This is a genomic window from Xanthobacter autotrophicus (assembly GCF_029991245.1).
Classification (GTDB): domain Bacteria; phylum Pseudomonadota; class Alphaproteobacteria; order Rhizobiales; family Xanthobacteraceae; genus Xanthobacter; species Xanthobacter autotrophicus_C.
The window spans coordinates 1-23276 of record NZ_JAIVFO010000072.1; the positions used below are offsets into that span (position 1 = coordinate 1).

22 protein-coding genes and 2 pseudogenes are annotated in these 23276 nt (G+C 67.9%); 6 read left to right on the forward strand and 18 right to left on the reverse strand.

Going from position 1 to position 23276, the window contains the following annotated elements; genetic code table 11:
- Positions 1-18 precede the first annotated feature (18 nt).
- The 6 genes and pseudogenes from truB to K9U41_RS13375 form a co-directional block, all read left to right on the forward strand.
- Positions 19-990: pseudogene (truB, locus tag K9U41_RS13350) on the forward strand (tRNA pseudouridine(55) synthase TruB); the annotation flags it as partial.
- 89 nt (positions 991-1079) lie between these two features.
- Positions 1080-2675 carry an ABC transporter substrate-binding protein gene (locus K9U41_RS13355; protein WP_282641328.1) on the forward strand — a complete coding sequence of 532 codons (1596 nt, stop codon included), beginning with the start codon at positions 1080-1082 and terminating at the stop codon, positions 2673-2675.
- Positions 2676-3114: 439 nt separating this feature from the next.
- Positions 3115-3384, forward strand: a complete 270-nt coding sequence (gene rpsO / locus K9U41_RS13360; protein ID WP_282641329.1) for a 30S ribosomal protein S15 — start codon at positions 3115-3117, stop codon at positions 3382-3384.
- A 419-nt stretch (positions 3385-3803) separates the two neighbouring features.
- The gene (gene pnp, locus K9U41_RS13365; RefSeq protein WP_282641330.1) at positions 3804-5987 is read left to right on the forward strand and encodes a polyribonucleotide nucleotidyltransferase; all 2184 of its coding nucleotides are present in this window, start codon (positions 3804-3806) and stop codon (positions 5985-5987) included.
- 378 nt (positions 5988-6365) lie between these two features.
- Complete coding sequence (locus K9U41_RS13370; RefSeq protein WP_282641331.1) at positions 6366-6731, forward strand: 2Fe-2S iron-sulfur cluster-binding protein; 366 nt, start codon at positions 6366-6368, stop codon at positions 6729-6731.
- Positions 6732-6817: 86 nt separating this feature from the next.
- Positions 6818-7294, forward strand: a complete 477-nt coding sequence (locus K9U41_RS13375; RefSeq protein ID WP_282641332.1) for a ferritin-like domain-containing protein — start codon at positions 6818-6820, stop codon at positions 7292-7294.
- Between the two features lie 108 nt (positions 7295-7402).
- Here K9U41_RS13375 and K9U41_RS13380 read toward each other — a convergent pair whose 3' ends face one another.
- The 18 genes and pseudogenes from K9U41_RS13380 to K9U41_RS13465 form a co-directional block, all read right to left on the reverse strand.
- Positions 7403-8383, reverse strand: coding sequence for a phosphotransferase enzyme family protein (locus K9U41_RS13380; protein WP_282641333.1), 981 nt, complete (start codon positions 8381-8383; stop codon positions 7403-7405).
- Positions 8384-8459: 76 nt separating this feature from the next.
- Positions 8460-9059, reverse strand: a complete 600-nt coding sequence (locus K9U41_RS13385; protein WP_282641334.1) for a HupE/UreJ family protein — start codon at positions 9057-9059, stop codon at positions 8460-8462.
- A 23-nt stretch (positions 9060-9082) separates the two neighbouring features.
- A complete protein-coding gene (gene hypE, locus K9U41_RS13390) occupies positions 9083-10147 on the reverse strand; it encodes a hydrogenase expression/formation protein HypE (protein ID WP_282641335.1) in 1065 nt (354 codons plus the stop codon).
- On the reverse strand, positions 10144-11268 hold the full coding sequence (gene hypD / locus K9U41_RS13395; protein WP_282641336.1) for a hydrogenase formation protein HypD: 1125 nt from the start codon (positions 11266-11268) through the stop codon (positions 10144-10146). Before hypD ends, hypE begins: the two co-directional genes overlap by 4 nt.
- A 10-nt stretch (positions 11269-11278) precedes the next feature.
- The gene (locus K9U41_RS13400) at positions 11279-11596 is read right to left on the reverse strand and encodes a HypC/HybG/HupF family hydrogenase formation chaperone (RefSeq protein ID WP_282641337.1); all 318 of its coding nucleotides are present in this window, start codon (positions 11594-11596) and stop codon (positions 11279-11281) included.
- Positions 11597-11796: 200 nt separating this feature from the next.
- Positions 11797-13275, reverse strand: a complete 1479-nt coding sequence (locus tag K9U41_RS13405; RefSeq protein WP_282641338.1) for a sigma-54-dependent transcriptional regulator — start codon at positions 13273-13275, stop codon at positions 11797-11799.
- Positions 13272-14294, reverse strand: coding sequence for a hydrogenase nickel incorporation protein HypB (gene hypB / locus K9U41_RS13410; protein ID WP_282641339.1), 1023 nt, complete (start codon positions 14292-14294; stop codon positions 13272-13274). The genes K9U41_RS13405 and hypB overlap by 4 nt, the downstream gene beginning before the upstream one ends.
- Complete coding sequence (hypA, locus tag K9U41_RS13415; RefSeq protein WP_282641340.1) at positions 14294-14635, reverse strand: hydrogenase maturation nickel metallochaperone HypA; 342 nt, start codon at positions 14633-14635, stop codon at positions 14294-14296. The genes hypB and hypA overlap by 1 nt, the downstream gene beginning before the upstream one ends.
- Positions 14628-15629 carry a nickel-dependent hydrogenase large subunit gene (locus K9U41_RS13420; protein ID WP_282641341.1) on the reverse strand — a complete coding sequence of 334 codons (1002 nt, stop codon included), beginning with the start codon at positions 15627-15629 and terminating at the stop codon, positions 14628-14630. Before K9U41_RS13420 ends, hypA begins: the two co-directional genes overlap by 8 nt.
- The gene (locus tag K9U41_RS13425) at positions 15626-16549 is read right to left on the reverse strand and encodes a [NiFe]-hydrogenase assembly chaperone HybE (RefSeq protein ID WP_282641342.1); all 924 of its coding nucleotides are present in this window, start codon (positions 16547-16549) and stop codon (positions 15626-15628) included. Before K9U41_RS13425 ends, K9U41_RS13420 begins: the two co-directional genes overlap by 4 nt.
- Positions 16550-16554: 5 nt before the next feature.
- Complete coding sequence (locus tag K9U41_RS13430; protein ID WP_282641343.1) at positions 16555-17409, reverse strand: hydrogenase expression/formation protein; 855 nt, start codon at positions 17407-17409, stop codon at positions 16555-16557.
- Positions 17410-17438: 29 nt separating this feature from the next.
- Entirely contained in the window at positions 17439-17849 is a 411-nt protein-coding gene (locus K9U41_RS13435) for a hydrogenase (RefSeq protein ID WP_282641344.1), read from the reverse strand.
- On the reverse strand, positions 17849-18181 hold the full coding sequence (locus K9U41_RS13440; RefSeq protein ID WP_282641345.1) for a HypC/HybG/HupF family hydrogenase formation chaperone: 333 nt from the start codon (positions 18179-18181) through the stop codon (positions 17849-17851). The genes K9U41_RS13435 and K9U41_RS13440 overlap by 1 nt, the downstream gene beginning before the upstream one ends.
- A 3-nt stretch (positions 18182-18184) precedes the next feature.
- Positions 18185-18826 (reverse strand): HyaD/HybD family hydrogenase maturation endopeptidase, encoded by a 642-nt coding sequence (locus tag K9U41_RS13445; RefSeq protein WP_282641346.1) that lies wholly within the window; start codon positions 18824-18826, stop codon positions 18185-18187.
- Between the two features lie 391 nt (positions 18827-19217).
- The gene (gene cybH, locus K9U41_RS13450; RefSeq protein ID WP_282641347.1) at positions 19218-19970 is read right to left on the reverse strand and encodes a Ni/Fe-hydrogenase, b-type cytochrome subunit; all 753 of its coding nucleotides are present in this window, start codon (positions 19968-19970) and stop codon (positions 19218-19220) included.
- A 12-nt stretch (positions 19971-19982) separates the two neighbouring features.
- Positions 19983-21797: a nickel-dependent hydrogenase large subunit gene (locus K9U41_RS13455; RefSeq protein ID WP_282641348.1), complete on the reverse strand. Its 1815-nt coding sequence runs from the start codon at positions 21795-21797 to the stop codon at positions 19983-19985.
- Positions 21794-22906 carry a hydrogenase small subunit gene (locus K9U41_RS13460; protein WP_282641349.1) on the reverse strand — a complete coding sequence of 371 codons (1113 nt, stop codon included), beginning with the start codon at positions 22904-22906 and terminating at the stop codon, positions 21794-21796. Before K9U41_RS13460 ends, K9U41_RS13455 begins: the two co-directional genes overlap by 4 nt.
- Positions 22907-23164: 258 nt before the next feature.
- Positions 23165-23276, reverse strand: a pseudogene (locus tag K9U41_RS13465) (IS630 family transposase); the annotation flags it as partial.

The following is a 23276-nucleotide window of genomic DNA, read 5'->3' on the forward strand; positions in this document are numbered from 1 at the left end:
AGATGTGTATAAGAGCCAGCCTCCCGCGAGCAGGACAACCGCCCGCGCGCGCCCAAGCGCGACCTCGACGGCTGGGTGCTGCTGGACAAGCCCACGGGCATGACCTCCACCCAGGCGGTGGCGGTGGTGAAGCGCATCTTCGGTGCCCGCAAGGCCGGCCACGCCGGCACCCTGGACCCGCTGGCCTCCGGCTGCCTGCCCATCGCCTTCGGCGAGGCCACCAAGACCGTCCCGTATGTGATGGACGGCCGCAAGACCTACCGCTTCACCGTGCGCTTCGGCATCGAGACCGACACCGACGACAGCGAGGGCAAGGCCGTGGTCACCTCGGACCATCGCCCCACCGACGCAGACATCGTCGCCGCGCTGGCCGCCTTCCGCGGCGAGGTCATGCAGGTGCCGCCGGCCTATTCGGCCCTCAAGATCGGCGGCGAGCGCGCCTATGACCTGGCCCGCGAGGGCGAGGAGGTGGTGCTCCAGCCCCGCCCGGTCACCATCTTCCGCATCGAGCTGGTGGAGCGGCCCGACGCCGACCATGCGGTGCTGGAGGCGGAATGCGGCAAGGGCACCTATGTGCGCGCCATCGCCCGCGACCTCGGCCGCATGCTGGATGCGCGCGGCCACGTCTCGGCCCTGCGCCGGGCCTGCGTCGGCCCGTTCCTGGAAGAGGACCTGGTGCCCCTCGACGAGATGCGCGAGCGCGCCGAGGCCGGCGAGGAAGCCCTGATGGACGCCCTCGACCCGGTGGCGCTGGCGCTGGAGGAGATCCCCCAGATCGCCGTCACCCCGCCCGACGCCCACCGCCTGCGCTGCGGCCAGAGCGTGATCCTGCGCGGGCGCGATGCGCCCATCCTGCAGGGCCATGCCGCCATCACCTGCCAGGGCGCGCTCATCGCCATCGGCGACGTGGAGGCGGGCGAGATCTTCCCCCACCGCGTCTTCAACTGGGGCCAGAAGGACAAGAAGCCCCCGCGTCGCGGCAAGCGCTGAGCCAAGCACCGGGTATCTGGCGCATTGCATACAATGCGGCATGCGTCTTGCGTTGCTTCCGTGGGGGCTCTCCACGGAAGGACGTTTTCATGGCGTTTCGACATTCCCTAGCCGCTGCTTTTTTCGCCGCCGTTGCACTGGCGGCCCCGGCCCGGGCTGAAAGTGTGGTCCGCTACGGCATCTCCATGGCTGACATTCCCCAGACGACGGGACAGCCCGATCGTGGGGCAGGTGCCTATCAATTCACCGGCTACACCCTCTACGACCCGCTGGTGGCGTGGGAGATGAATGTGGCCGACCGCCCCGGCAAGCTGATGCCGGGCCTCGCCACCGGGTGGAAGGTGGACCCCGCCGACCAGAAGAAGTGGCTGTTCACCCTGCGCAAGGGCGTGAAGTTCCACGACGGCAGCGATTTCAACGCCGATGCGGTGGTGTGGAACCTCGACAAGGTGCTGGACGAGAAGGCCCCCCACTACGACAAGCGCCAGGCCGCCCAGGTGAAGACCCGCCTGCCCGGCGTCGCCGCCTGGAAGAAGATCGACGATGAGACCGTCGAGATCACCACCAAGGACGTGGACAGCTTCTTCCCCTACCAGATGCTGTGGTTCCTGGTCTCCAGCCCCGCCCAATACGAGAAGCTCGGCCGCGACTGGGACAAGTTCGCCCAGAGCCCGTCCGGCACCGGGCCTTTCAAGCAGGACAAGCTGGTGCCCCGCGAGCGGCTGGAGCTGGTGAAGAACCCCGACTATTGGGACAAGACCCGCCTGCCCAAGACCGACCGCATGATCCTCATCCCCATGCCGGAGGCGCTCACCCGCACCAATGCGCTGCTCGCCGGCCAGGTGGACCTGATCGAGACCCCGGCGCCGGATGCCGTGCCCCAGCTCAAGTCGGCGGGCATGAAGATCGTCACCAACGTCACCCCGCACGTGTGGAACTACCACCTCTCGGTGCTGCCGGGCTCGCCCTGGACCGACGTGCGCCTGCGCAAGGCCCTCAACCTCGCGGTGGACCGCGACGGCGTGGTGGAGCTGATGAACGGCCTCGCCAAGCCCGCCAAGGGCCAGGTGGACGTGTCCAGCCCGTGGTTCGGCAAGCCGGCCTTCGACCTCAAGTATGATCCCGAGGCGGCGAAGAAGCTGGTGAAGGAAGCCGGCTATTCGCCGGAGAAGCCGCTGAAGGCCACCTTCATCATCGCCGCCGGCGGCACCGGCCAGATGCTCTCTTTGCCCATGAACGAGTTCCTGCAGGCGAGCTTCAAGGAGATCGGCGTGGACGTGGAGTTCAAGGTGGTGGAGCTGGAAGCGCTCTACACCGCCTGGCGCAAGGGCGCGAAGGACCCCATGAATGCGGGCATCACCGCCAACAACATCGCCTATGTGACCTCGGACCCACTCTACGCCCTCATCCGCTTCTTCGACAGCCGGCAGGTGGCGCCGGTGGGCGTCAACTGGGGCTTCTATGCCAACCCCAAGGTGGACGCCCTGATCGACGAGGCCAAGCACACCTTCGATGTGGAGAAGCAGGACGCGCTGCTGGCCCAGGTGCACCAGAGCGTGGTGGACGATGCGGTTCTGGTGTGGGTGGTGCACGACACCAACCCGCACGCGCTCTCGCCCAAGGTGAAGAGCTTCGTGCAGGCCCAGCACTGGTTCCAGGACCTGACCACCATCGGCATGCAGTAGCCCGGCCGCCCTCCCCCGCCCGCGGGGGAGGGTTCCCATGACACCCAGCTACCCGCGTGCCCCGGCCGACTGAAGCGTCAGCGGAAGGAGAGCCCGGGCCCAGCGCACGAGTCCGCCGCAGGCGCTTCCCAATCCGAACACCGGGACTTGCAGTTGCCTGCTGCGCAGAACTTTTGCGCTGGATCCCGGCTCGGCGCTCCGGCTGCGCCGTCGCTGGGCCGGGACACGGCGCCCCAGGAAACATTCCTCTGGTTTCACGGGGAAAACTGGCTATAGTCGCGCCGCGCGGACGGTGCCGAAAGGCGCCGCCTTCCGTGTTTTGCCTCGACCGTGCTGGACGACATCCCGGCCCGGCCGAGCGGAAGCCTGAAAGCCATCCGGCAACCCGGTGGCCTCATCCCCCAGGCTTCCACCCCACTCTCGTTGAAAGGATGGACCGATGTCGATCACGGCAGAGCGCAAGCAGGCGCTGATCAAGGATTATGGCGCGAAGGACGGCGATACGGGTTCGCCGGAAGTGCAGGTGGCGATCCTCACCGAGCGGATCACCAACCTCACCGGGCACTTCAAGTCCCATCACAAGGACAACCATTCGCGCCGCGGGCTGCTGAAGCTCGTCTCCCAGCGCCGCAGCCTTCTCGACTATCTGAAGAAGAAGGACGAAGGGCGCTACAAGTCCCTCATCGAACGCCTCGGCATCCGCCGCTGACGCCCGGCCGGGTCTGGATGGGACACCCCACCCCGATCCGGTCAAGCCCGCGTGGCGCATGACCCGCGTGGCGCATGAGCGGGCAAGGACCCTGGATGCGTCAGCAGCCTCGGGATCCGCTCGGCTCAAGCCCACGCGGCGATGAGCGAAACCCTCCCGGCCCCGGCCCCAGACCGCGGTCGCTGGTATCAGGAGCGGCCCGGCCCACGGAGGGCCGGCGCCGTGCACGCCTTGAAAAGGCGTGCTTTACGCAGCGGGCATGGGGCCTGCTGCGGGTCCGCGCACGAAGGACAGGTCATGGCAGGATCGCCGGACGCAACCGTCGGAGCCTCCTCTTGAAGGAGCGGCTTCGCGCGGCGCGTCCGGCCGTCTTGCTCATGGCTTGCCCGCGTCGCGCCTGAATCAAGAAAGAACACGACATGTTCGACATCCATCGCGAAGAGCTGGACTGGGGTGGCCGCACCCTCACCCTCGAGACCGGCAAGATGGCCCGCCAGGCCGACGGCTCCGTGTTCGCCTCCTATGGCGACACCAAGGTGCTCGCCACCGTGGTCTCCGCCCGTGAGCCCAAGCCCGGCCAGGACTTCTTCCCCCTGACCGTGAACTACCAGGAAAAGACCTACGCCGCCGGCCGCATCCCCGGCGGCTATTTCAAGCGCGAGGGCCGGCCTTCCGAGAAGGAGACCCTGGTCTCCCGCCTCATCGACCGCCCCATCCGCCCCCTGTTCCCCGATGGCTACAAGTGCGACACCCAGGTGATCATCACCGTGCTGGCGCATGACCTGGAGAACGACCCCGACGTGGTCGCCATGGTGGCCGCCTCCGCCGCCCTCACCCTCTCCGGCGTGCCCTTCATGGGTCCGGTGGGCGCCGCGCGCGTGGGCTTCATCGACAACGAATACGTGCTCAACCCCACCGTGGACGAGGTGAAGGAAAGCGCGCTCGAACTGATGGTCGCCGGCACGGGCGACGCCGTGCTCATGGTGGAATCGGAAGCCAAGGAGCTGCCCGAGGAGATCATGCTCGGCGCCGTGATGTTCGGCCACCGCCACTTCCAGCCGGTGATCGCCGCCATCATCAAGCTGGCCGAGAAGGCCGCCAAGGAGCCGCGCAATTTCCAGCCGGCCGATGTCTCCGAGGTGGAGTCCAAGGTCCGCGAGATCGCCGAGGCCGACCTGCGCGCCGCCTACAAGATCAAGCAGAAGCAGTCCCGCTACGAGGCGGTCGGCGCGGCCAAGGCCAAGGTGAAGAAGTATTACGAGGAACTGGCCCTCGACGGCACCAAGGTGCCGACCGCCCAGGTCGTCTCCGACGTGTTCAAGGCGCTTGAAGCCAAGATCGTGCGCTGGAACATCCTCGACGACGGCATCCGCATCGACGGCCGCGACGTGTACACCGTGCGCCCCATCGTTTCGGAAGTGGGCATCCTGCCCCGCGCCCACGGCTCTGCCCTGTTCACCCGCGGCGAGACGCAGGCCCTCGTGGTGGCGACGCTGGGCACCGGCGAGGACGAGCAGTTCATCGACAGCCTGGAAGGCACCTACAAGGAAAACTTCCTGCTGCACTACAACTTCCCGCCCTTCTCCGTGGGCGAGACCGGCCGCATGGGCTCCCCCGGCCGTCGCGAGATCGGCCACGGCAAGCTCGCCTGGCGCGCCATCCACCCCATGCTGCCGGCCAAGCACGAGTTCCCCTACACCCTGCGCGTGGTGTCGGAGATCCTCGAGTCCAACGGTTCGTCCTCCATGGCCACCGTCTGCGGCACCTCGCTGGCGCTGATGGATGCCGGCGTGCCCCTGCGCCGCCCGGTGGCGGGCATCGCCATGGGCCTCATCCTCGAGGGTGAGAAGTTCGCCGTGCTCTCCGACATCCTCGGCGACGAGGATCACCTCGGCGACATGGACTTCAAGGTGGCCGGCACCGACCGCGGCGTGACTTCGCTGCAGATGGACATCAAGATCGCCGGTATCACCGAGGAGATCATGAAGGTCGCCCTGGCCCAGGCCAAGGACGGCCGCGGCCACATCCTCGGCGAGATGGCGAAGGCCCTCACCACCGCCCGTGCGGAACTGGGCGAGCACGCCCCGCGCATCGAGGTGATGCAGATCGCCGTGGACAAGATCCGCGAAGTGATCGGCTCCGGCGGCAAGGTGATCCGCGAGATCGTCGAGAAGACCGGCGCCAAGATCAACATCGAGGACGACGGCACCATCAAGATCGCCTCCGCCAATGGCGACAGCATCAAGGCCGCCATCAACTGGATCAAGTCCATCGCTTCCGAGCCGGAAGTGGGCCAGATCTATGAAGGCACCGTGGTGAAGGTGGTGGACTTCGGCGCCTTCGTGAACTTCTTCGGTTCCAAGGACGGCCTCGTCCACGTCTCGCAGATGGCCAACGAGCGCGTCGCCAAGCCTTCCGACGTGGTCAAGGAAGGCGACAAGGTAAAGGTCAAGCTCATGGGCTTCGACGAGCGCGGCAAGACCCGCCTGTCCATGAAGGTGGTGGACCAGGCCACCGGCGAGGACCTTGAAGCCAAGGCCAAGGCCGAGCGCGACGCCGCCCGCGCCGCCCCCGCCGACGGCGAGGCCGGCGCCGCGGAGTGATCGCTGGCGCAGCATGAGTAACGGAAAGGGCGGCCGCAGGGCCGCCCTTTTTGTTGGCCGGCCGTGCCTTACGCCAACGGCATCGGCCAAGGATAAAGGCGGTGGGCGTTCGGATACCGCGAACTCGATCCGGCCATCGGCGATGCCAGCCCAATGCGCGGCCGCGCACCCTTCCGGAGGGTCGCAAAATTTTTCGCCGAAATGACCTATGTCAACAAGCCGGATTTGCCATTGGAATAAATACGAAAAGACGTGCCGCTTGTGGAGATGTCTGCGGGCCATTTTTGACTATATCGCTCGAAGTATAGCCCAAGTGTATTCATGCACGGGTTTTTGCATTCTTGACAAAAATAGAACTCCAGCGATTGGAACAAGACAATGCCCATCATCACATTTCGGTCGACCACCACCAAGGACAAGCGCGCCTACGCCACCGCCGGTGATACGGCGACGATTCTCGCCGTCGCCCGCGCGAACGACGTGAAGATTCCGTTCGAATGCCAGGAAGGCGAGTGCGGCTCCTGCCTCATCCGGGTCGAGTATGTGGACGGCAAGCCGCGCATGGCGATTGCGCTGACAGAGCGGGAAAAGGCCAAGCTCAAGGAACTCGGAAAGATCACCGAGGAGCAGATCGCGGACGCCGAGGTCAACGACATCGCGCCGCCTTATCGCCTGGCCTGCCAGTTCATCGCCCGCGAAGAAGAAGTCATCATTCACTACGAGCATTGCCCCGCCGAAGCGTGAACAAGAAAGAGCGCAGACCGTGCTCTCCGTCACGGACATGGTTTGCGAAAGATCTGAATTCCTTGATGTTTCGGAAGGGTGATGCCGTGGAAACCGTTGGTGAATTCCTGTCTTATGCCGCAAAGCTGGAGGAGGAAGCCGCCCTTCGTTTCGGAGAGCTTGCGGATGTCATGCAGAGCTGCGGAAATACCGATGTCGCCACTCTTTTCAGGCGGCTGTCGGATTATTCGCGACTGCATCTTGCTGATGCCCGCGCGCGGGCGGCGTTCCGTGACATGCCCGAAATGAAGCCCGAAGAATACAATTGGCCGGATCTGGAAAGCCCGGAAACGGCGGGAATCTGGGCGGCCGACCCCTTCATCGGGCGCACGCAGGCTCTTGAGATTGCGCGCGACGCCGAGGAAGCAAGCCTCAAATACTACAAGACCATTTTCGACACGACCACCGACCCTGAAATCCGGGTCCTCGCGAAAGAATTTTTTGAAGAGGAAACGGATCACGTCAGGGAGATCCACAAGTGGATCGAGGCCCACAAGGCAGGCAAGCGTCTTCCCGCCGAGTGAGGCTCGAACCATCGACCGACGCACGAGAAAAGGCGGCTGCAAGGCCGCCTTTTTTCATTGGGCGCCGGCCTGACCAGAAGCCCATGAATCGGTCCCGGACCCCTGGTATCATCCCTGCCGCGCCAGAAATCCCTCCGCCAGTGCCAGCGTGCCGTCCGTGTAGCCCACCCCCATGGCCTGCGCCGTGGGCGTCTCGGCGTGGGAGGCGACCCAGGCGGTGAGCAGCATCCGGCGCAGCATCACGAACACGTCGAGCGCGGCTTCCGCTCCCGCCGGCACCGGTGCACGGGTGCGGTAGCCCGCAAGCCATGCCGCCTTCAGCTCCGGCAGGCGCGGCGACTGCTCGATGAAGGAGACGGCGGCGGCGAAGTCATAGAGGAACCAGGAGAAGCCGCAGTCGTCGAAGTCGATGAGCGTCAGCCTCTCCCCCTCCGCAAGGAGGTTGGCGAGGCGCAGGTCCGCGTGGATCAGGCCGAAGCTGTCCGGGCGGGACAACGGCGCGAGCCTGTCCTTCAGCACCCCCGCGGTGCGCTCCAGCAGCACGCGGCCCGGCGCATCGAGGCCGAGCGCGGCGCGGAAATCGCCCCACAATGGGCGCGCTCCCAGCATGCTCTCGAAATCCCACACCTTGCGGGTGAAGCCCTGCGGCCGCGCCCAGCCCCGCGCATGGGCGTGCAGCCGCGCATGGATGCCGCCGAGATGGCGGAACCAGCGCGGCAGGTCCTCGCCCTCCTGCGGCTCGGCGCCGGGCACGAAGGCGAAGGCGGCCATGCGGCGGGGCGTGCCGCCGTCGTCGATCTCGACGAGCCGGCGTGCGTCCAGGGTCGGGATGATGCGCGGGGTGGGCACGATGTCGTCGGCCCGCAGCGCCTCGATCCAGGCCAGCTCCGAGCGGATCTCCGCCGGCGTGTGATAGCCCGGCCGGTAGACGCGCAGCACCAAGTCGCGCGCGCCGGAGGTGGCGCGGAAAGTGGCGTTCTCGGAAATGGAGAGCAGACTCAGCGCCGCATCGGGCGGCAGCCCCCATGCGGGAAGATGGACGCGGATCAGGTCCTCGATCCGCGTCAGATACTCGGCGTCGTACAGCACCCGCCCGGCCCCTCGCATGTGCGGGCGGAGCCTATAGCACGGCCGGGCGCGGATGGCGCCCGGCCGGCTGCGGCTCTCACAGAATACCGGCGACGAGGCCGATGCCCGCCAGCGCCACCGCCGCGCCGGCGCCGCGCACATAGCGCGTGCCATGGGTTTCCCCGAAGCGGCCGATGGCCATGCCGAGCCCGAGGCCGGCCACATGGAGCAGGGCGGTGGCGATCATGAAGCCGACGCCATAGGCGAGGCCGGACGCATCATCGGGCATCTCGGCGCCGTGGGCGTGGCCGTGGAAGAGCGCGAAGAAGCCCACCACCGCCATGGCCAATGCCAGGGGCGCCTTCACGCCAAACGCCACCGCGGCGCCGAGCACCACCACGGACAGGCCGATGCCCAGCTCCACGAAGGGCACGTCAATGCCGCTGATGCCGAGCGCGCCGCCCACCGCCATGAGGGCGACGAAGCTCAGGGGCACCGCCCACAGGGCGCGCCCGCCAAGCTGGAAGGCGAAGACGCCCACGGTCACCATGGCGAGCAGGTGGTCGAGGCCACCCATGGGATGGGCGAAGCCGGCATCGAAGCCGTGCACGGCCCCCACGCCCGTATGGGCGAAGGCCAGCTGCGGCAGGACCGAAAAGGCTGCAACGGCAAGGGCCGTGCGGGCTGTGTGACGCATATTTTTCTCCCCAAATGAAGGTTTCAGCAGATGCGGGGCAATTGATCGCCGACCAGCATATCGACGATGCGCTCACCCCCGAAGCGCGTTTGCATGACCACCCGTCCAGGCCGCTGGGCCGTGACGGCGCCGATGATGGCCGCCTCCCGCCCCAGCGGATGGGCGCGCAGCGCCGCCAGCGCGGCGTCCGCCTCCTCCGGCGGCACCACGGCGAGGATCTTGCCCTCGTTGGCGAGATAGAGCGGGTCGAGGCCCAGGATCTCGCAGAAGCCCATCACCTCGGCCCGCATGGGCAGGCTGAGTTCGCGAAGCCGCACGCCCACGGCGCTGGCCTCGGCCAGTTCGTTCACCACCGCCGCCACGCCGCCGCGGGTGGCATCGCGCATCATGCGGATGCCGGGGGCGGCCTTGATCAGCGTGTCGATAAGGCCGTTGAGGGGCGCGCAGTCGCTCTCGATGGCGGTTTCAAGGGCAAGGTCGCCCCGCGCGTTGAGGATGGCGGCGCCATGGTCGCCCAGCAGGCCGTTCACCAGCAGCACGTCGCCGGGCCGCGCCCGGTCGATGCCCACGTCGAGGCCCCGCCGCACCACGCCGATGCCGGTGGTGGTGATGAAGAGCTTGTCGCACGCCCCGCGCGCCACCACCTTGGTGTCGCCGGTAGCGATGGCAACCCCGGCCGCCCGCGCGGTCTGCGCCATGGAGGCCGCCACCTGCCGCAATGTCTCCACCGGCAGGCCTTCCTCGATGATGACGGCGCAGGAGAGCGCCACCGGCGTCGCCCCGCCCACGGCCAGGTCGTTCACGGTGCCGCAGACGGCGAGCTTGCCGATGTCGCCGCCGGGAAAGAACAGGGGGTCCACCACGAAGCCGTCGGTGGTGAAGGCGAGGCGGTCGCCATGGGCCATCAGGGCGGCGAGGTCGAAGCGCGCCTGGTCCTCCGGCGCGGCACGCCCGTCGCCCGAGAAGGCGGCGAGGAACACGTCGTCGATGAGGTCGCGCATGGCGCTGCCGCCGCCGCCATGGGCCAGCGTCACAATCTTGTGGGTCAGCGGCCGGCGCCGGGTGGGGGTGAGGACGGGAATGTTCATGCGGCTTCTCCCCGCACGCCGCCGTATTGGTAATAGGCGGCGCAAGAGCCTTCGGACGACACCATGAGCGCGCCCAGCGGCGTCTCGGGGGTGCAGCCGGTGCCGAATTCCGGGCAGGCCCACGGCTTCACCGCGCCGGTGAGCACCTCGCCGCAGCGGCAGGACGACGGGTCCGCCACCTTCACGTCGGGCACGCTGAAGCGCTTCTCCGCATCGAACGCCGCATAGGGCGCGCGCAGCCGCACCCCGGAGCCGGCGATGGAGCCGAGCCCGCGCCATTCGAAGGTCTCGCGCGGCTCGTAGACGTCTTCCACCGCCTTCAGCGCCTGCGGATTGCCGTGCTCCGGCACCACGCGGGCATACTGGTTCTCGATTGCCGCCGTCCCGGCCTCGATCTGGCGCAGCACCATGAGCAGGGATTGCAACAGGTCGATGGGCTCGAAGCCCGCCACCACGAGGGGCTTGTGGAACTCCTCGGCGATGAAGCGGTAGGGCGCCGTGCCGATGACCATGGAGACATGCCCCGGCCCGATGAAGCCGTCGATGCCAAGGTCCGGCTGCTCCAGCAAAGCCCGGAGCGTGGGGATGATGGTGATGTGGTTGCAGAACAGGGAGAAGTTCTCCACTCCCTCCCGCGCCGCCCGCAGCACGGTGAGCGCGGTGGAGGGCATGGTGGTCTCGAAGCCGAGGCCGAAGAACACCACCTGCCGCCCGGGATTGCGCTTCGCCAGAGCAAGGGCGTCGAGGGGCGAATAGACCATGCGCACGTCCGCCCCGTCCGCCTTGGCCTGGAGCAGGCTCTTCTTCGAGCCCGGCACGCGCATGGCGTCGCCGAAGGTGGCGAAGATCACCTCCTCGCGCTCGGCGATGGCGACGCAATCGTCCACCCGCCCCATGGGCAGCACGCACACCGGGCAGCCCGGCCCGTGCACGAATTCCACGAGGTCCGGCAGCAGCCCTTCCAGCCCGTAGCGGAAGATGGCGTGGGTGTGACCGCCGCACACTTCCATGATGGCGAACGGCCGGTCGCGGCCGCGTTCGAGGCGCGCCGAGATGGCGCCGATCTCCTTCACCAGGGCGGAGGCGAGGGCGGGGTCGCGGAATTCGTCGACGTAGCGCATGGCCGTCTCCTCACTGGGTCCGGGCGGGGTAAAGATCGACGCTGCCAAGATCGACGCTGCCTTGGGTCAGCGCTTCCATTTCCGCTGCCGCCTCGCCGATCTCGGTGAGCACCTTGAGGGTGGCGGCGGCCTCCTCCTCGTCGATGCGGCTCATGGCGAAGCCCACATGCACCAGCACCCACGCGCCCACGAGGTCGCTGAGCGGCGCGCCGGGCTCGGCGACACACACCACGTCCACGGCGCGGCGAACGCCGGAAACATCCACCACGCACAGCATGGCGTCCTCATCGGCGACGGCGACGATCTGTCCGGGAATGCCGAGGCACATGGGGGGCTCCTAACTGCGCGGTGCGCTCCCTCTCCCCTTGCGGGAGAGGGCTGGGGTGAGGGGAAGTCGTTCCGGTTGCCCCAGTGCCAGGGATGATCGGGCACCGGGGCCACCCCTCACCCCCGGCCCCTCTCCCGCAAGGGGAGAGGGGAGGTTGCAGGCTCGGCCGGCGAAAGCTGAGGTCTTCATTCCCCACCCCCTCAATGCGAGCTGGAAAAGGCCCCGCCGCGGGAGATCCCGTAGCGGTCGAGTTTCGCCCTCAGGCCCACGCGGGAGAGACCCAGTTCCTCCGCCGCGCGGCTCTTGTTCCAGCGGCAGCGCACCAGCGTCTCGGTGAGGATGGTGGCTTCCATGCGCTCCACCCGCTCCTTCAGCGGACCGCCGTCGGGCAGGGAGATGGTCTCCGACGCACGGGTCTCCACCGCCCGCGTCTCGGCAGCGGCGGCGCGCACCACATGGGGTGAGAGCAGGTCGGCGGAGAGCATGTCGCGCTCGGCGAGCACCAGCATGCGCGTGATCTCGTTCTGCAGTTCGCGCACGTTGCCGGGCCAGTCATAGGCCCGCATGCAGGAGAGCGCTTCCTCGGTGAAACCCTTGACGCGCTTGCCGTGGTGGGCGCAGAGCGCATCGAGGATGCTCTGGGCCAGCACCGGAATATCCGCCCGCCGCTCGCGCAGGGCGGGCAGGGTCAGCACCATGGCGCAGAGGCGGTAATAGAGGTCCTCGCGGAAGCGGCCGCGCCCCACCTCGCCATAGAGGTCACGATGGGTGGCGGCGAGCACCCGCACGTTCACGCGCTTGGATTCGTTGGAGCCCACCGGGCGGATCTCGCCCTCCTGCAAGAAGCGCAGCAGCTTCACCTGGAAGGCGGGGGACACGTCGCCGATCTCGTCGAGGAAGATGGTGCCGCCGTCCGCCTGGTCGAGCAGGCCGATGCGGGTCACATGGGCGCCGGTGAAGGAGCCCTTCTTGTGGCCGAACAGCTCCGATTCCAGAAGCTCGTCGGGGATCGCCCCGCAATTCACCGCGAAGAACGGCCGGTCCGACCTGAGGCTCGAATAATGGATGGCGCGGGCGAGCAGTTCCTTGCCGGTGCCGGTCTCGCCATGGACGAGGACAGGCACGTCGAAGGTCGCCACCTGCGCCGCCCGCAGGCACACAGCGCTGAGCGCGCTGCCGGGGGCGCGGATGAGGGTGTCGAAATGGAAATTCTGCTTCACCCGCGCCTGCTGCGCGCCGAGCCGCGCCTCGGCGGTGGCGGCGGTGAGCTTCATTTCCAGGTTCAGCCGCTCGTGGTCGCGCTGGAGCTGGAACAGGTGGGCCGCATTGCGGGCGGCGAGCAGCAACTGGTCGGGATGCCACGGCTTTGGGATGAACTGGTAGATCCCCGCCGCGTTGATGGCGCCGATCATGTCCTGCGGCTCGGTATAGCCGGTGACGATGATGCGCAGGATGTCCGGCCAGCGCTCGCGCACCTCGGTGAGCAGCGCCACGCCGGAGGTGTGCGGCATGCGCTGGTCGCAGAAGATCACCTGGATCCACTCGTTCTCGAGAATCCGCCGCGCCTCGTCCGCGTTGAGCGCGGTGAAGACGTCGAACTCCTCGTCGAGCACGCGGGCGATGACCTCCACCGAGCGCGGCTCGTCGTCCACCACGAGGATGGCGGGGCGGCGGTTCACCGCGCGCCCCCGGCCACCATGGCGGCGCGCAGGGCCTGCGCCTCGCTCTCGCGGGCGGCGGCGAGCGCGTCGAGGCGTTCACTGCGGGCCTTGTCCAGCCAGGCGAGCCATCGGGACAGGCCCACCTCGCCCCGCGCGGAGACGCGCAGGATCTCGGCCCTCGGGTTCACCCGGCGGATGTTGGCCTCAAGCTGCGCCATGTCCGCGTCCACATAAGGCGCAAGGTCCGCCTTGGTGATGAGGACGAGGTCGGCACCCTCGAAGATATCGGGATATTTCAGCGGCTTGTCGTCGCCTTCCGCCACCGAGATCAGGGTGACGCGCTTCGTTTCGCCCAGGTCGAAGGCGGCGGGGCAGACGAGGTTGCCCACATTCTCGATGAACAGCACGCCGCCGGGCGGCAGCGGCAGCTTTTCCACCGCGTGGCCCACCATGTGGGCGTCGAGGTGGCAGCCCTTGCCGGTGTTGATCTGCACCGCCGGTGCCCCGGCGGCGCGGATGCGGGCGGCGTCGTTGTCGGTCTGCTGGTCGCCCTCGATGACGGCGGTGGGCAGGCGGCCGGCCAGCGCCTTCAGCGTCTCCACCAGCAGCGTGGTCTTGCCCGCGCCGGGGCCGGAGAGCAGGTTCAGCGCCAGCAGCCCGGCGGCCTCGAAGCGGGCGCGGTTGCGGGTGGCGTAATCGTCGTTCTTGGCGAGGATGGAGGTCTCGATCTCCACCATGCGCGCCTGGGAGAGGCCCGGCGCATGAGCGCGGGCGGGGCCGGCGCCATAGTCGAGGGTGCCGCCGGCGGGGTGGTGGTCGTGATCGTCGTGATGGGCGTGGGCGTGGGCGTGGTGATGCCCATGCTCATGCCCGTGGCCATGGCTGTGGGTGGTGCCGTCCGCATGGGTGTGGACGTGGGCTTCGCCATGGGCGTGGGGAGGGGCGTGGGAATGGCCCTCGCCGTGCGCGTGCTCATGCCCGCCCGTGGCATCGGAAAGGGTGGCGCCGTCGCCGCTGCAGCCGCAGACCGTGCACATCACAACACCTCCAGGTCCTTGATCTTCATATCCGTGCCGCCATTGGGCACGAGGCGTTCCCCGCCGCATGTCGGGCAGGAGGCGAGGCGGTGGGAGAGCGCCACCGTCTCACAGCAGTCGAAGCACCAGGCGGAGCCGTCCTCTTCCAGCACCACCAGTTCGGCGCCCTCGGCCAGGGAGCCGCGCATCACCACGTCGAAGCCGAAGCGCAGGGCCTCCACCTCGATGCCGGCGAAGCGGCCGATGGCGAGGCGCACGCGGGTGACGCGGGAGAAATTCTGCGCCTTCGCCGCCTCTTCCATGGCGGACAGAAGGCTCTCGCACACCGCCATCTCATGCATGGGCCGGTTCCTCCGCGAAGGACAAAGTGACCGGCACGCACGGATTGATCGCCGACACCAGCAGCGGTGCCAGCCGCCTTGCCTCGGGACCGGGCGTCAGCGCCGCAAAGGCGCGCTCCAGCAGGCCGCCGGGGGCAAGGTTCCACGCGCTGGGGGAGAGAATGCGATAGGCCGCGACGCGCCCCGCCTCCACCCGCGCCCCATGGCCCAGCAGCCCACGCGCGGCGGGCGCGATGCCGAGGCCGGGGGGCAGATCATGCGGCGGGGTGGCGGGAGTGGGCCGCAGCGCCATAAGGCAATCCACCAGCCGGGCCAGCAGGCGCACGAACAGGCTCGGCCCCTCGCCGGCGAGGAGGGCGGCGACCAGCGGAGTACGCGCCACACGCCCGAGGGCGCCGGTTTCGCGCAGGCCGCCGCCTGATGCCCCCGTAGGAACGAGCGCCGCCGCCACGTCCTGCACCGTCAGTTCCGGCAGCCCTGCCCGCCCCTCGGCGGGATCGATGTCGCGGCGGATGCGGGCCAGCAGGCGGGCGGTGGCCGTGGGCGCCTCGCGAAGCCACGCGTCCAGCTCGGCCGGCGAGAAGGACGAAAGCGCCGCGCCCTCGCCCACCAGCGCCGTGGCGAAGGTGTCCCCGCCGATCGGCCGGGCGAGCAGGCCCAGCGCGGCGCGGTCGGGGGCCTCGCCCAGCGCCTGCGGCCAGCTGTGGAGCATGGCGAGGGCGTGGTCGCGCACGGTCTCCCGCGCCATGGCCGCCTCGTCCGCCGCCGCCGGCAGGCCGAGGGCGGTGGCGGCGGCAAACCCGTGGGCGGCGCCGCACAGGTTGAAGACGAGGGGCGCGAGCCGCGCCGCCTCCACCGGCGTGCGGCCCACCAGAGCCTGCGCCGGGTCCGGCCCCGTCTCCCGCCCAAAGCGCCACGTTTCCGCGCCCTCCCTGCCCACGCGCCCGTCGAGCGCGATGGTGAGGCGGCGGAGCGTGGCGGGAGCGTGGATCATGCGGCGCCGTCCTGCGGGCCTTCCGAGACCACGCCCTGCGCCGCACGCGGGCCGAGGATCACCGCGCGGCGGGACATCTCGGGCGGCGGACCGGCGGGCCGGGGGGGAGGCGCATCGGAAGCCGCTTGCGCGGCAGCTTCAGCTTCCGCCTGTGCCGCCGCCTCCTGCTCCGCGCGGCGGCGGATCTCGCCGGAACGGGTGCCCTCCTCCCGGTTGGCGACATCGAACAGGGCCGGCAGCACCGCCGCCGCCGTCTCCACCGCCTGCAGCATGGAGGAGAAGTCGAACATGGGCGAGAACAAGGAGCAGGCCTTGTAGGGTCCCGTCTCCGGCCGGTTGGCGGCGAGGAATTCATAAGAACCGGACGGGAAAGCGATCAGGTCCTTGTCGCCGGTCTTCAGGCCGCTCCAGTCGTCGGTCGCGGCGGGCAGCAGCACCAAATTCATGAACCACGGCGTCACCAGCACGCCGAGCGCGCGGCCCTCATGGGCGCGGAAGCCCACGGCCTTCACCCCCAGGCTCTCGTTCACGAAGGGCACGCCCTTCATCTTGGCCGAATGGATCTCGCGGAACACCGCCTCGAACCGCCCCGGCATGTCCTTGAGCTGGGCTTCGAGATGGGGATCGGTCGCGACAGGCGGGGCGATGGCGGGCAGATCGGGGGCGCCGCCGTCCAGCACCATGAACTGGTCGCGCGCGCCGTCGCACACCGGGCAGCGCCAGTGGTCGGGCAGCGCGGTAAACGGCGTGCCGGCCGGGACCTGCCACGTCTCGCAGCCCTCGGCGGGGTCGTAGACGTGCCAGCACACCTTGCATTCGAGGCGCGCGGTGGGGGCAAGGCGCGCCCGGTCGCCCAGATAGGAGCCCTCGAAGAAGGCGTGGGAAGGGGCGGTGGAGGTCGCCGAGGGGGTCTCGGTCATGGCGCTCACCGGATCGCCGCCAGCACTTCGGCGAGGCGCTCGGCGCTGTCGGCGATGTCCTCGCGGGCGGCGCAGGCCACTTCCGGCACCTCGGTCACCTCGATGGTGTCGAGGATGAGCATGTCCTGCGAATTGTAGAAGCGCACCCGCCACACGTTCCGCGTGGCGGCCGCATCGATACGGCAATTGCCGTAGCCGCGCGAGAGCACCGTGGTCGCCCCCTGCCCCAGCCGCTCGTCCAGCATGGCGAGGTCTTCGGGCGTGTGCGGCAGCAGCGACAGGTTGATGACGTGGGGCAGTTCTCCCGGCTGTCGGGACCGGGCGCGGTGGTCGATCTCCACCAGCAGGGCCGGCGCGTTGAAGATGCCCGGCGTCGGCGTGTCCAGGCCCTCAAGGTCGATGCCCGTTCCCAGCCCGAAGGCCCGCACCAGCGCGCCGCGCGGGAACGCCGCCACCTCGATGCGGTCGGTGCCGGCCGCGCCGCGCAGGCGCCACACCCCGGCGAAGGTCGCCTCCTGGATCTCCATGGCGCGGGCATCGCCGAAGGCCGCCACCTTGATGGCGACCTCGCCCTCCCCCATGGCCTCGTCCACCAAGGCGATATTGTCCCGGTCGAGATGGGTCAGCGGAATGACGTGGCTCGTCCCCGGCTCCCAGGCCTGAAGCGCCGCGATCACCTGTTCCAGCAGGCTGAGCGCCGGGGCGAGGCGATCGGGGTCCGCCACTTCCGGCAGATGGGCCTCGAAGATGCGCATGCCGGAGGGCAGCGGCAGATAGGCAAGGCCTTCCTCGTCGCTGCCGGACTGGCTGCCGGGGCCGAAGCCGACGGGGGGCTGTGTGGCGAAGGGGGAAGAGGACATTCGGGGCGTGCCTTCTGTGGATCTCAGCCTCAGTGGGTGGCGGCGGATGGCGTCTTCAGCAGCGCGCCGAGGCGTTCGAGATATTCGTCCCAGTCGCGCATGCGGGAGATGGCGCCCACCGGCAACCCGCCGCGCACCACCACGATGGCCGGCAAGGCGAGGCTGAGCGCATCACGCAGGGCGGCCTCGGTCTTCGGCCCGGCCACGGCGCCGCCGAGCACCGCCTCGCCGCCAAGCGCCTTCACCAGCTCGGGCAGCACCACGGCGATATCCGGGCTTTCCAGATGCGCCTTGCCGTGGGCCGGCAGGAACAGGAAATGGTCGCGGGCATCGAGCCGCGCCGTGTCCTCGGGCGCTTCCAGATAAGGCCAGGCGCGCTCGGACACGAGCCGGCGCACCAGCGGATGCAGGTTGGGATCGGGGATCGCGGCCTCGGACATCAGGCTTCCTTTCGGCCGGCGGCATAGGCCGCGGCGAGATGGGGCGGCAAAGTGGGCTCGCGATCGGCGAGGTCGGCAAAGGCGCGGTCGATGGCGGCGGCGTCCGCCTCCCCCGCCATGATGGCGGCGACGCCTGTGAGCGCGTCGGTGATCAGGCGCGCCTCGTCGGCGTCCAGCAGGCGGCGGGCCGTGCCCTGGAACACCAGCACATGGTCGCCGGCGCGCGCCTCAGGCACCAATGCGAGGTCCACCCGCTCGCGGGCGCCCTCAGCGCGGCACAAAGCGAAGCTGCCGTCCACTTCCTCGATGCGCATGGGAAGGCCGAGGCACATGGTTCAGCCCCTCGGCGTGGCGAGGACGCGGGGATCACCGATGCGGCAGGCCGCCTCGGCGCTGGGGCGCTCGTTTTCGTAGGATTGGCGGCCGACGGCGGCGGTGACGAGGCTGCCGGAGATGGCGTTTCCTTGCCCGGCGCGAAGCTCGGGCACCACGCCGAACTCGTCCTTGAGGATGTCGAGCACCTTGCGCGCCGCCGGCTCCACCTGCGCGGCGATGGTGGCGGTGAGGCCGCCGCCGTAATCGTCCAGCAGCTCGGGCTGCACGCCCACCAGCACGATGCGCGCGGGCGTCTTGCCGCGCAAAGCAAGCAGGCCGAGGATTTCCTGGAAGCCGGTCTGGTGCAGGCTCACCTTGCGGGCGGCGAGCACGGCGGGCACCTCGTTATCGGCAAGGATGTGGAGCGTGCCGGGGGCAAGGCCGTAATCCACCGCATCCACGATGACGACGCCGTCCGCCTCTTCCAGATAGGGCAAGAGATAGAGGCCCTGGGTGCCGCCATCCAGCAGGGTGACGGTGTCGGGGAAGACTTGGGAGGCGTCGAGCGCTTCCAGCACGCGGACGCCGAAGCCCTCGTCGGCCCACAGGATATTGCCGATGCCGAGCACCAGCAGGCGCGCAACTCTCCGCTCGTCGTCCATGCGACGCATCCCTCCTGGCTGGCCTCCCACGACGGTCTACCGCCGCCTGAATTTCGAGTTCCTCCAATTCAAGGAGCATGCCAGCCGTTCGCAATTCCGGACAAAGCGTTGATTCGGATCGTGGCGGCTGCATACCTCATACGTGGCGAGAGGGTGACAGGTGGAATGAGTGTGATCAATTCATCCAGAAAATGAAATTTTTATTTCCGCTTTCCGGATGATGGAAGGCGATTCCACCCCATGACCAGCGGCCGGAGCCGAAAGAATGCCTTCCATGGGGCTGGGCCGGTGGGTCGGCCGCGCGCCGGGGGATCTGACCACGCCCAAACGAAAAGGGCGCGGCTTTCGCCACGCCCTCTCACCTCTGCTCTATCCAAAATTTGGAACGCGATCACTCCGGATCGCCGTCCCGGAAGGTGCGGTGGCCGTTGGTCATGGCCGAGACCATGGTCTGGCGGGACATGATGTCCTCCCGGATCACCGAATAGACGTGGATGATCACGAACAGGATGATCATCCACATGCCCAGGTGATGCAGCGTGTGCACCTGCATGGAGCCGCCCAGAAGCGGCAGCACCCAGCCGAACAGCCTGTCCTGCCACGATCCCGGCCCCGCGCCTTCCGAATACAGGGCGAAGCCGGTGACGATCATGAAGGCCAGGCCCAGCACCATCACGAAGAACATGAACACCTGGGCCAGCGGATTGTGCCCCACGAACTTCAGCGGTCGCGGCTTCAGGAACGCATACCACTTGATCTCGACGAAGAAGCCCCGCCAGAAGCTCTTCCTCCAGAACGGGAAGGTGAACAGCTCGCGGGAATATTTGTTGCCGAAGAAGGCCCAGATGATCCGCCCCAGGAAGCCCACGGCGAGGATGTAGCCGGCCGCGAAGTGCACGAAGCGGATCGTGCCCATGAGGTAGTGGGCACTCGCCTCCCCCGACAGGGTCGGGAAGGGCGAGCCGATGAAATAGCCGGTGATGCACAGCACCACGATGGAAAGGGCATTGACCCAGTGCCAGAGGCGCACCGGCGCCTCGTACACATAGACGGTGGTCAGCTTCTTTCCACCCTTGATCGCCTGCGCGACCGGGGTCGCGGGGGCCGCCGGAGGGGCGGCGCCGGAGAGTGAAGTATCGCTCATGGCATCCCTCCCTCAGCGGACGGTGACGCGGGCGAGTTCCTCGCCGCCTTCGGACATGACGTGCGTGGAGCAGGCCAGGCACGGATCGAACGAGTGCAGCGTGCGCAGGATCTCCACCGGCTCCTCGGGGCGCTGCATGGGCGTGTTCATGAGGGAGGCCTCGAACGCGCCGATATTGCCCTTGGGATCGCGCGGCCCGCCGTTCCAGGTGGTGGGCACCACGCACTGGTAGTTCTCGATCCGCCCGTCCTTGATCTTGATCCAGTGGCCAAGCCCGCCGCGCGGCGCGGCCACCGTGCCCACGCCCTTGGCCTCCTTGGGCCAGGTCGAGGGGTCCCACTTCTCCATGTTGGCGGTGGAGGTGTCGCCGGCCTTGATGTTGGCGATGAGGTGGTCGAAATCGTCCAGCATCATCTTGGCGCAGTAATGCGCCTCCAGCGCGCGGGCCAGCGTCCGCCCGATGGTGGAGGGCAGCGCCTGCTTGGCGGTCAGCTGGGTGCCGGCCAATGTGTTGAACTGGCCCAGCGCCTCGTCCACCTGGCCCTTCACATAGTCGACGCCCTGGGCATAGGCGAGGATGTAGCGGGCGAGCGGGCCCACCTCCACCGCATTGCCCTTCCAGCGCGGCGCCTTGATCCACGAATACTTGGCGTTCTCGTCCACCGCCTCGATATTGGTGCGGGTGCCCTTGGCATTGGGGCCGAGCACATACTGGGGATCGGTGATGCCGTCCCACGGATGCAGGCCCTTGTCCTTGTTCGCATCGCCGTAGGTGTACCAGGAGTGCGCCACGAATTCCTGCACCTCATCCGGGTTGCGCGGATCGATGGGGTGCACCTCGTTCCAGTTGCCGTTGAGGATGACGCCGCCGGGCAGGCGATCGGTCTTCTTCTGGCCCTGGATGGCTTCGTAGTCGCCATAATCCATGACGTTCTGGCCGGAAAGGCCGCCGCCATAGAGCCAGCCCTTGTAGAAGGAGGCGATGGCGATCACGTCCGGAATATAGACGTTCTGCGAGAACTCGAAGGCTTCCTGAAGCTTCAGCTTCACGAAGTTCAGCCGCTCCATGTTGAGCGGGGCGCCGGCGGCCATGTCGCCATTCATGTTGATGGCGCAGGGCACGCCGCCCACCAGATAGTTCGGGTGCGGGTTCTTGCCGCCGAAGATGGTGTGCACCTTCACGATCTCGCGCTGGAAGTCGAGCGCTTCCAGATAGTGCGTCACCGCCATCAGGTCGGCTTCCGGCGGCAGCAGGTAGGCCGGGTTGTCCCAGTAGCCGTTCTTGAAGATGCCGAGCTGGCCGCTCTCCACGAACTTCTTCAGCCGGTTCTGCACGTCGCGGAAATAGCCCGGCGAAGACTTGGAATGGGACGAGATGGACTGCTGCAGCACCGAAGTCGCCTTCGGGTCCGCCTTGAGCGCATTCACCGGGTTCACCCAGTCGAGCGCATGCAGGTGGTAGAAGTGGACCACATGATCGTGCCACTGCAGCACCTTGGCCATGATCTCGCGGATCAGGAAGGCGTTGTTGGGGATCTTGATCTGCAGCGCGTCTTCCACCGCGCGCACGCTGGTGAGCGCGTGGCAGCCGGTGCACACGCCGCAGATGCGCTCCACGAAGGCCCAGGCGTCGCGCGGGTCGCGGCCCTTCAGGATCACTTCCAGCCCGCGCCACATGGTGCCGGTGGAGACCGCGTTGCGGATGATGTTGTTGGAGTCGACATTCACCTCGCAGCGCATGTGGCCTTCGATGCGGGTGACCGGATCGACCACGATGCGCTTGCCGGAGGTGTCGAGGGAAAAGCCATTCGGCGTCTGGATGGTCACTTCTCGCCTCCCGTCGCGCCCGTGTCAGCGCCGTTGTCCGTATTCTTGTGCTGGGCGCGCTTAAGCGCGCTCACCGCCGCATGCACCGCCACGCCCGCGCCCACGGCGCCGGCCGCGATCAGGCCCACCTGGTCGGCATTGGCCTCAACGCCGAAGCCGGAACCCTTGAGGTCGGCGAGGCGGGCGTACCACGAGCCCTTGTCCCAGAAGCCGTCTTCCGAGCAGCCGATGCAGCCGTGGCCGGCCTGGATGGGGAAGGAGACGCCGTCGTTCCAGCGCACGGTGGAGCAGGCGTTGTAGGTGGTGGGACCCTTGCAGCCCACCTTGTAGAGGCAGTAGCCCTTGCGCGCGCCCTCGTCGTCGAAGCTCTCCACATACTGGCCGGCGTCGAAGTGGGGACGGCGGTAGCACTTGTCGTGGATGCGCTGGGAATAGAACATCTTGGGCCGCCCCTGCCGGTCGAGGTCGGGCAGGCGGTCGAAGGTGAGCATGTAGGTGATGACGCCGGTCATCACCTCGGCGATGGGCGGGCAGCCCGGCACCTTGATGATGGGCTTGTCGAAGATCACCTCATGAACCGGGGTGGCGCGGGTGGGGTTGGGGCGCGCCGCCTGCACGCAGCCGTAGGAGGCGCAGGAGCCCCAGGAGATGATGGCCTTGGCGTCCTTGGCCACCTTCTTCAGCTGGTCCACGAAGGGCTTGCCGCCGATGATGCAATACATGCCATCCTCGTTCAGCGGCGGGTTGCCTTCCACCGCGAGGATGTAGTTGCCCTTGTACTTCTCCATCACCTCGTCGAGGATCGCTTCCGCCTGATGGCCGGCGGAGGCCATGAGGGTGTCGTCATAATCCAGCGAGATCATGCTCAGCACCACATCCTTGGCCAGGGGATGGGCCGAGCGGATGAAGCTTTCCGAGCAGCAGGTGCATTCCAGCCCGTGCAGCCACAGCACCGGGGTGCGCGGCTTGGTCTCCATGGCCTGCGCAATCTGCGGCGCGAACTCCGGCCCGAGGCCCAGGGCCGCGGCGGTGAGCGAGCAGTATTTCAGGAACGAGCGGCGGGTGATGCCCTGCCGCCGCATGACTTCATAGAACGTCTCGAGGGCCATCCGGCGCTCCCCCTTCGCTGACCTCCCCACCGGCGTCGAGGCCGGGGGATTGGGGCAGGTTCAGCAAGGGGTGTGCCAGAGGGGGGATATGAGGGATTTGCAAGCGAAGTCAAATCACTACTCAGGAGTGCTCGGCGGATTCTGCGGATAGCAGATTGGCGACTAAACCGCGGGGTGGAAGGTTCGTAATCAGCCTTCCGGTCGGAAGTAGCCCTTGGGGCGGTACTCAGGTGGCAGTCTTATTAGAGCGGTAGCCGATCATATTGGATCATATCCAGCGGCTTCGAATAAGTTCCGGCACTCCTGCGGCGTGAAGAGATCTGCGATACGTCCGATGGCTGCCCACAGGCCTTCGACGGTGCGCTCGGCA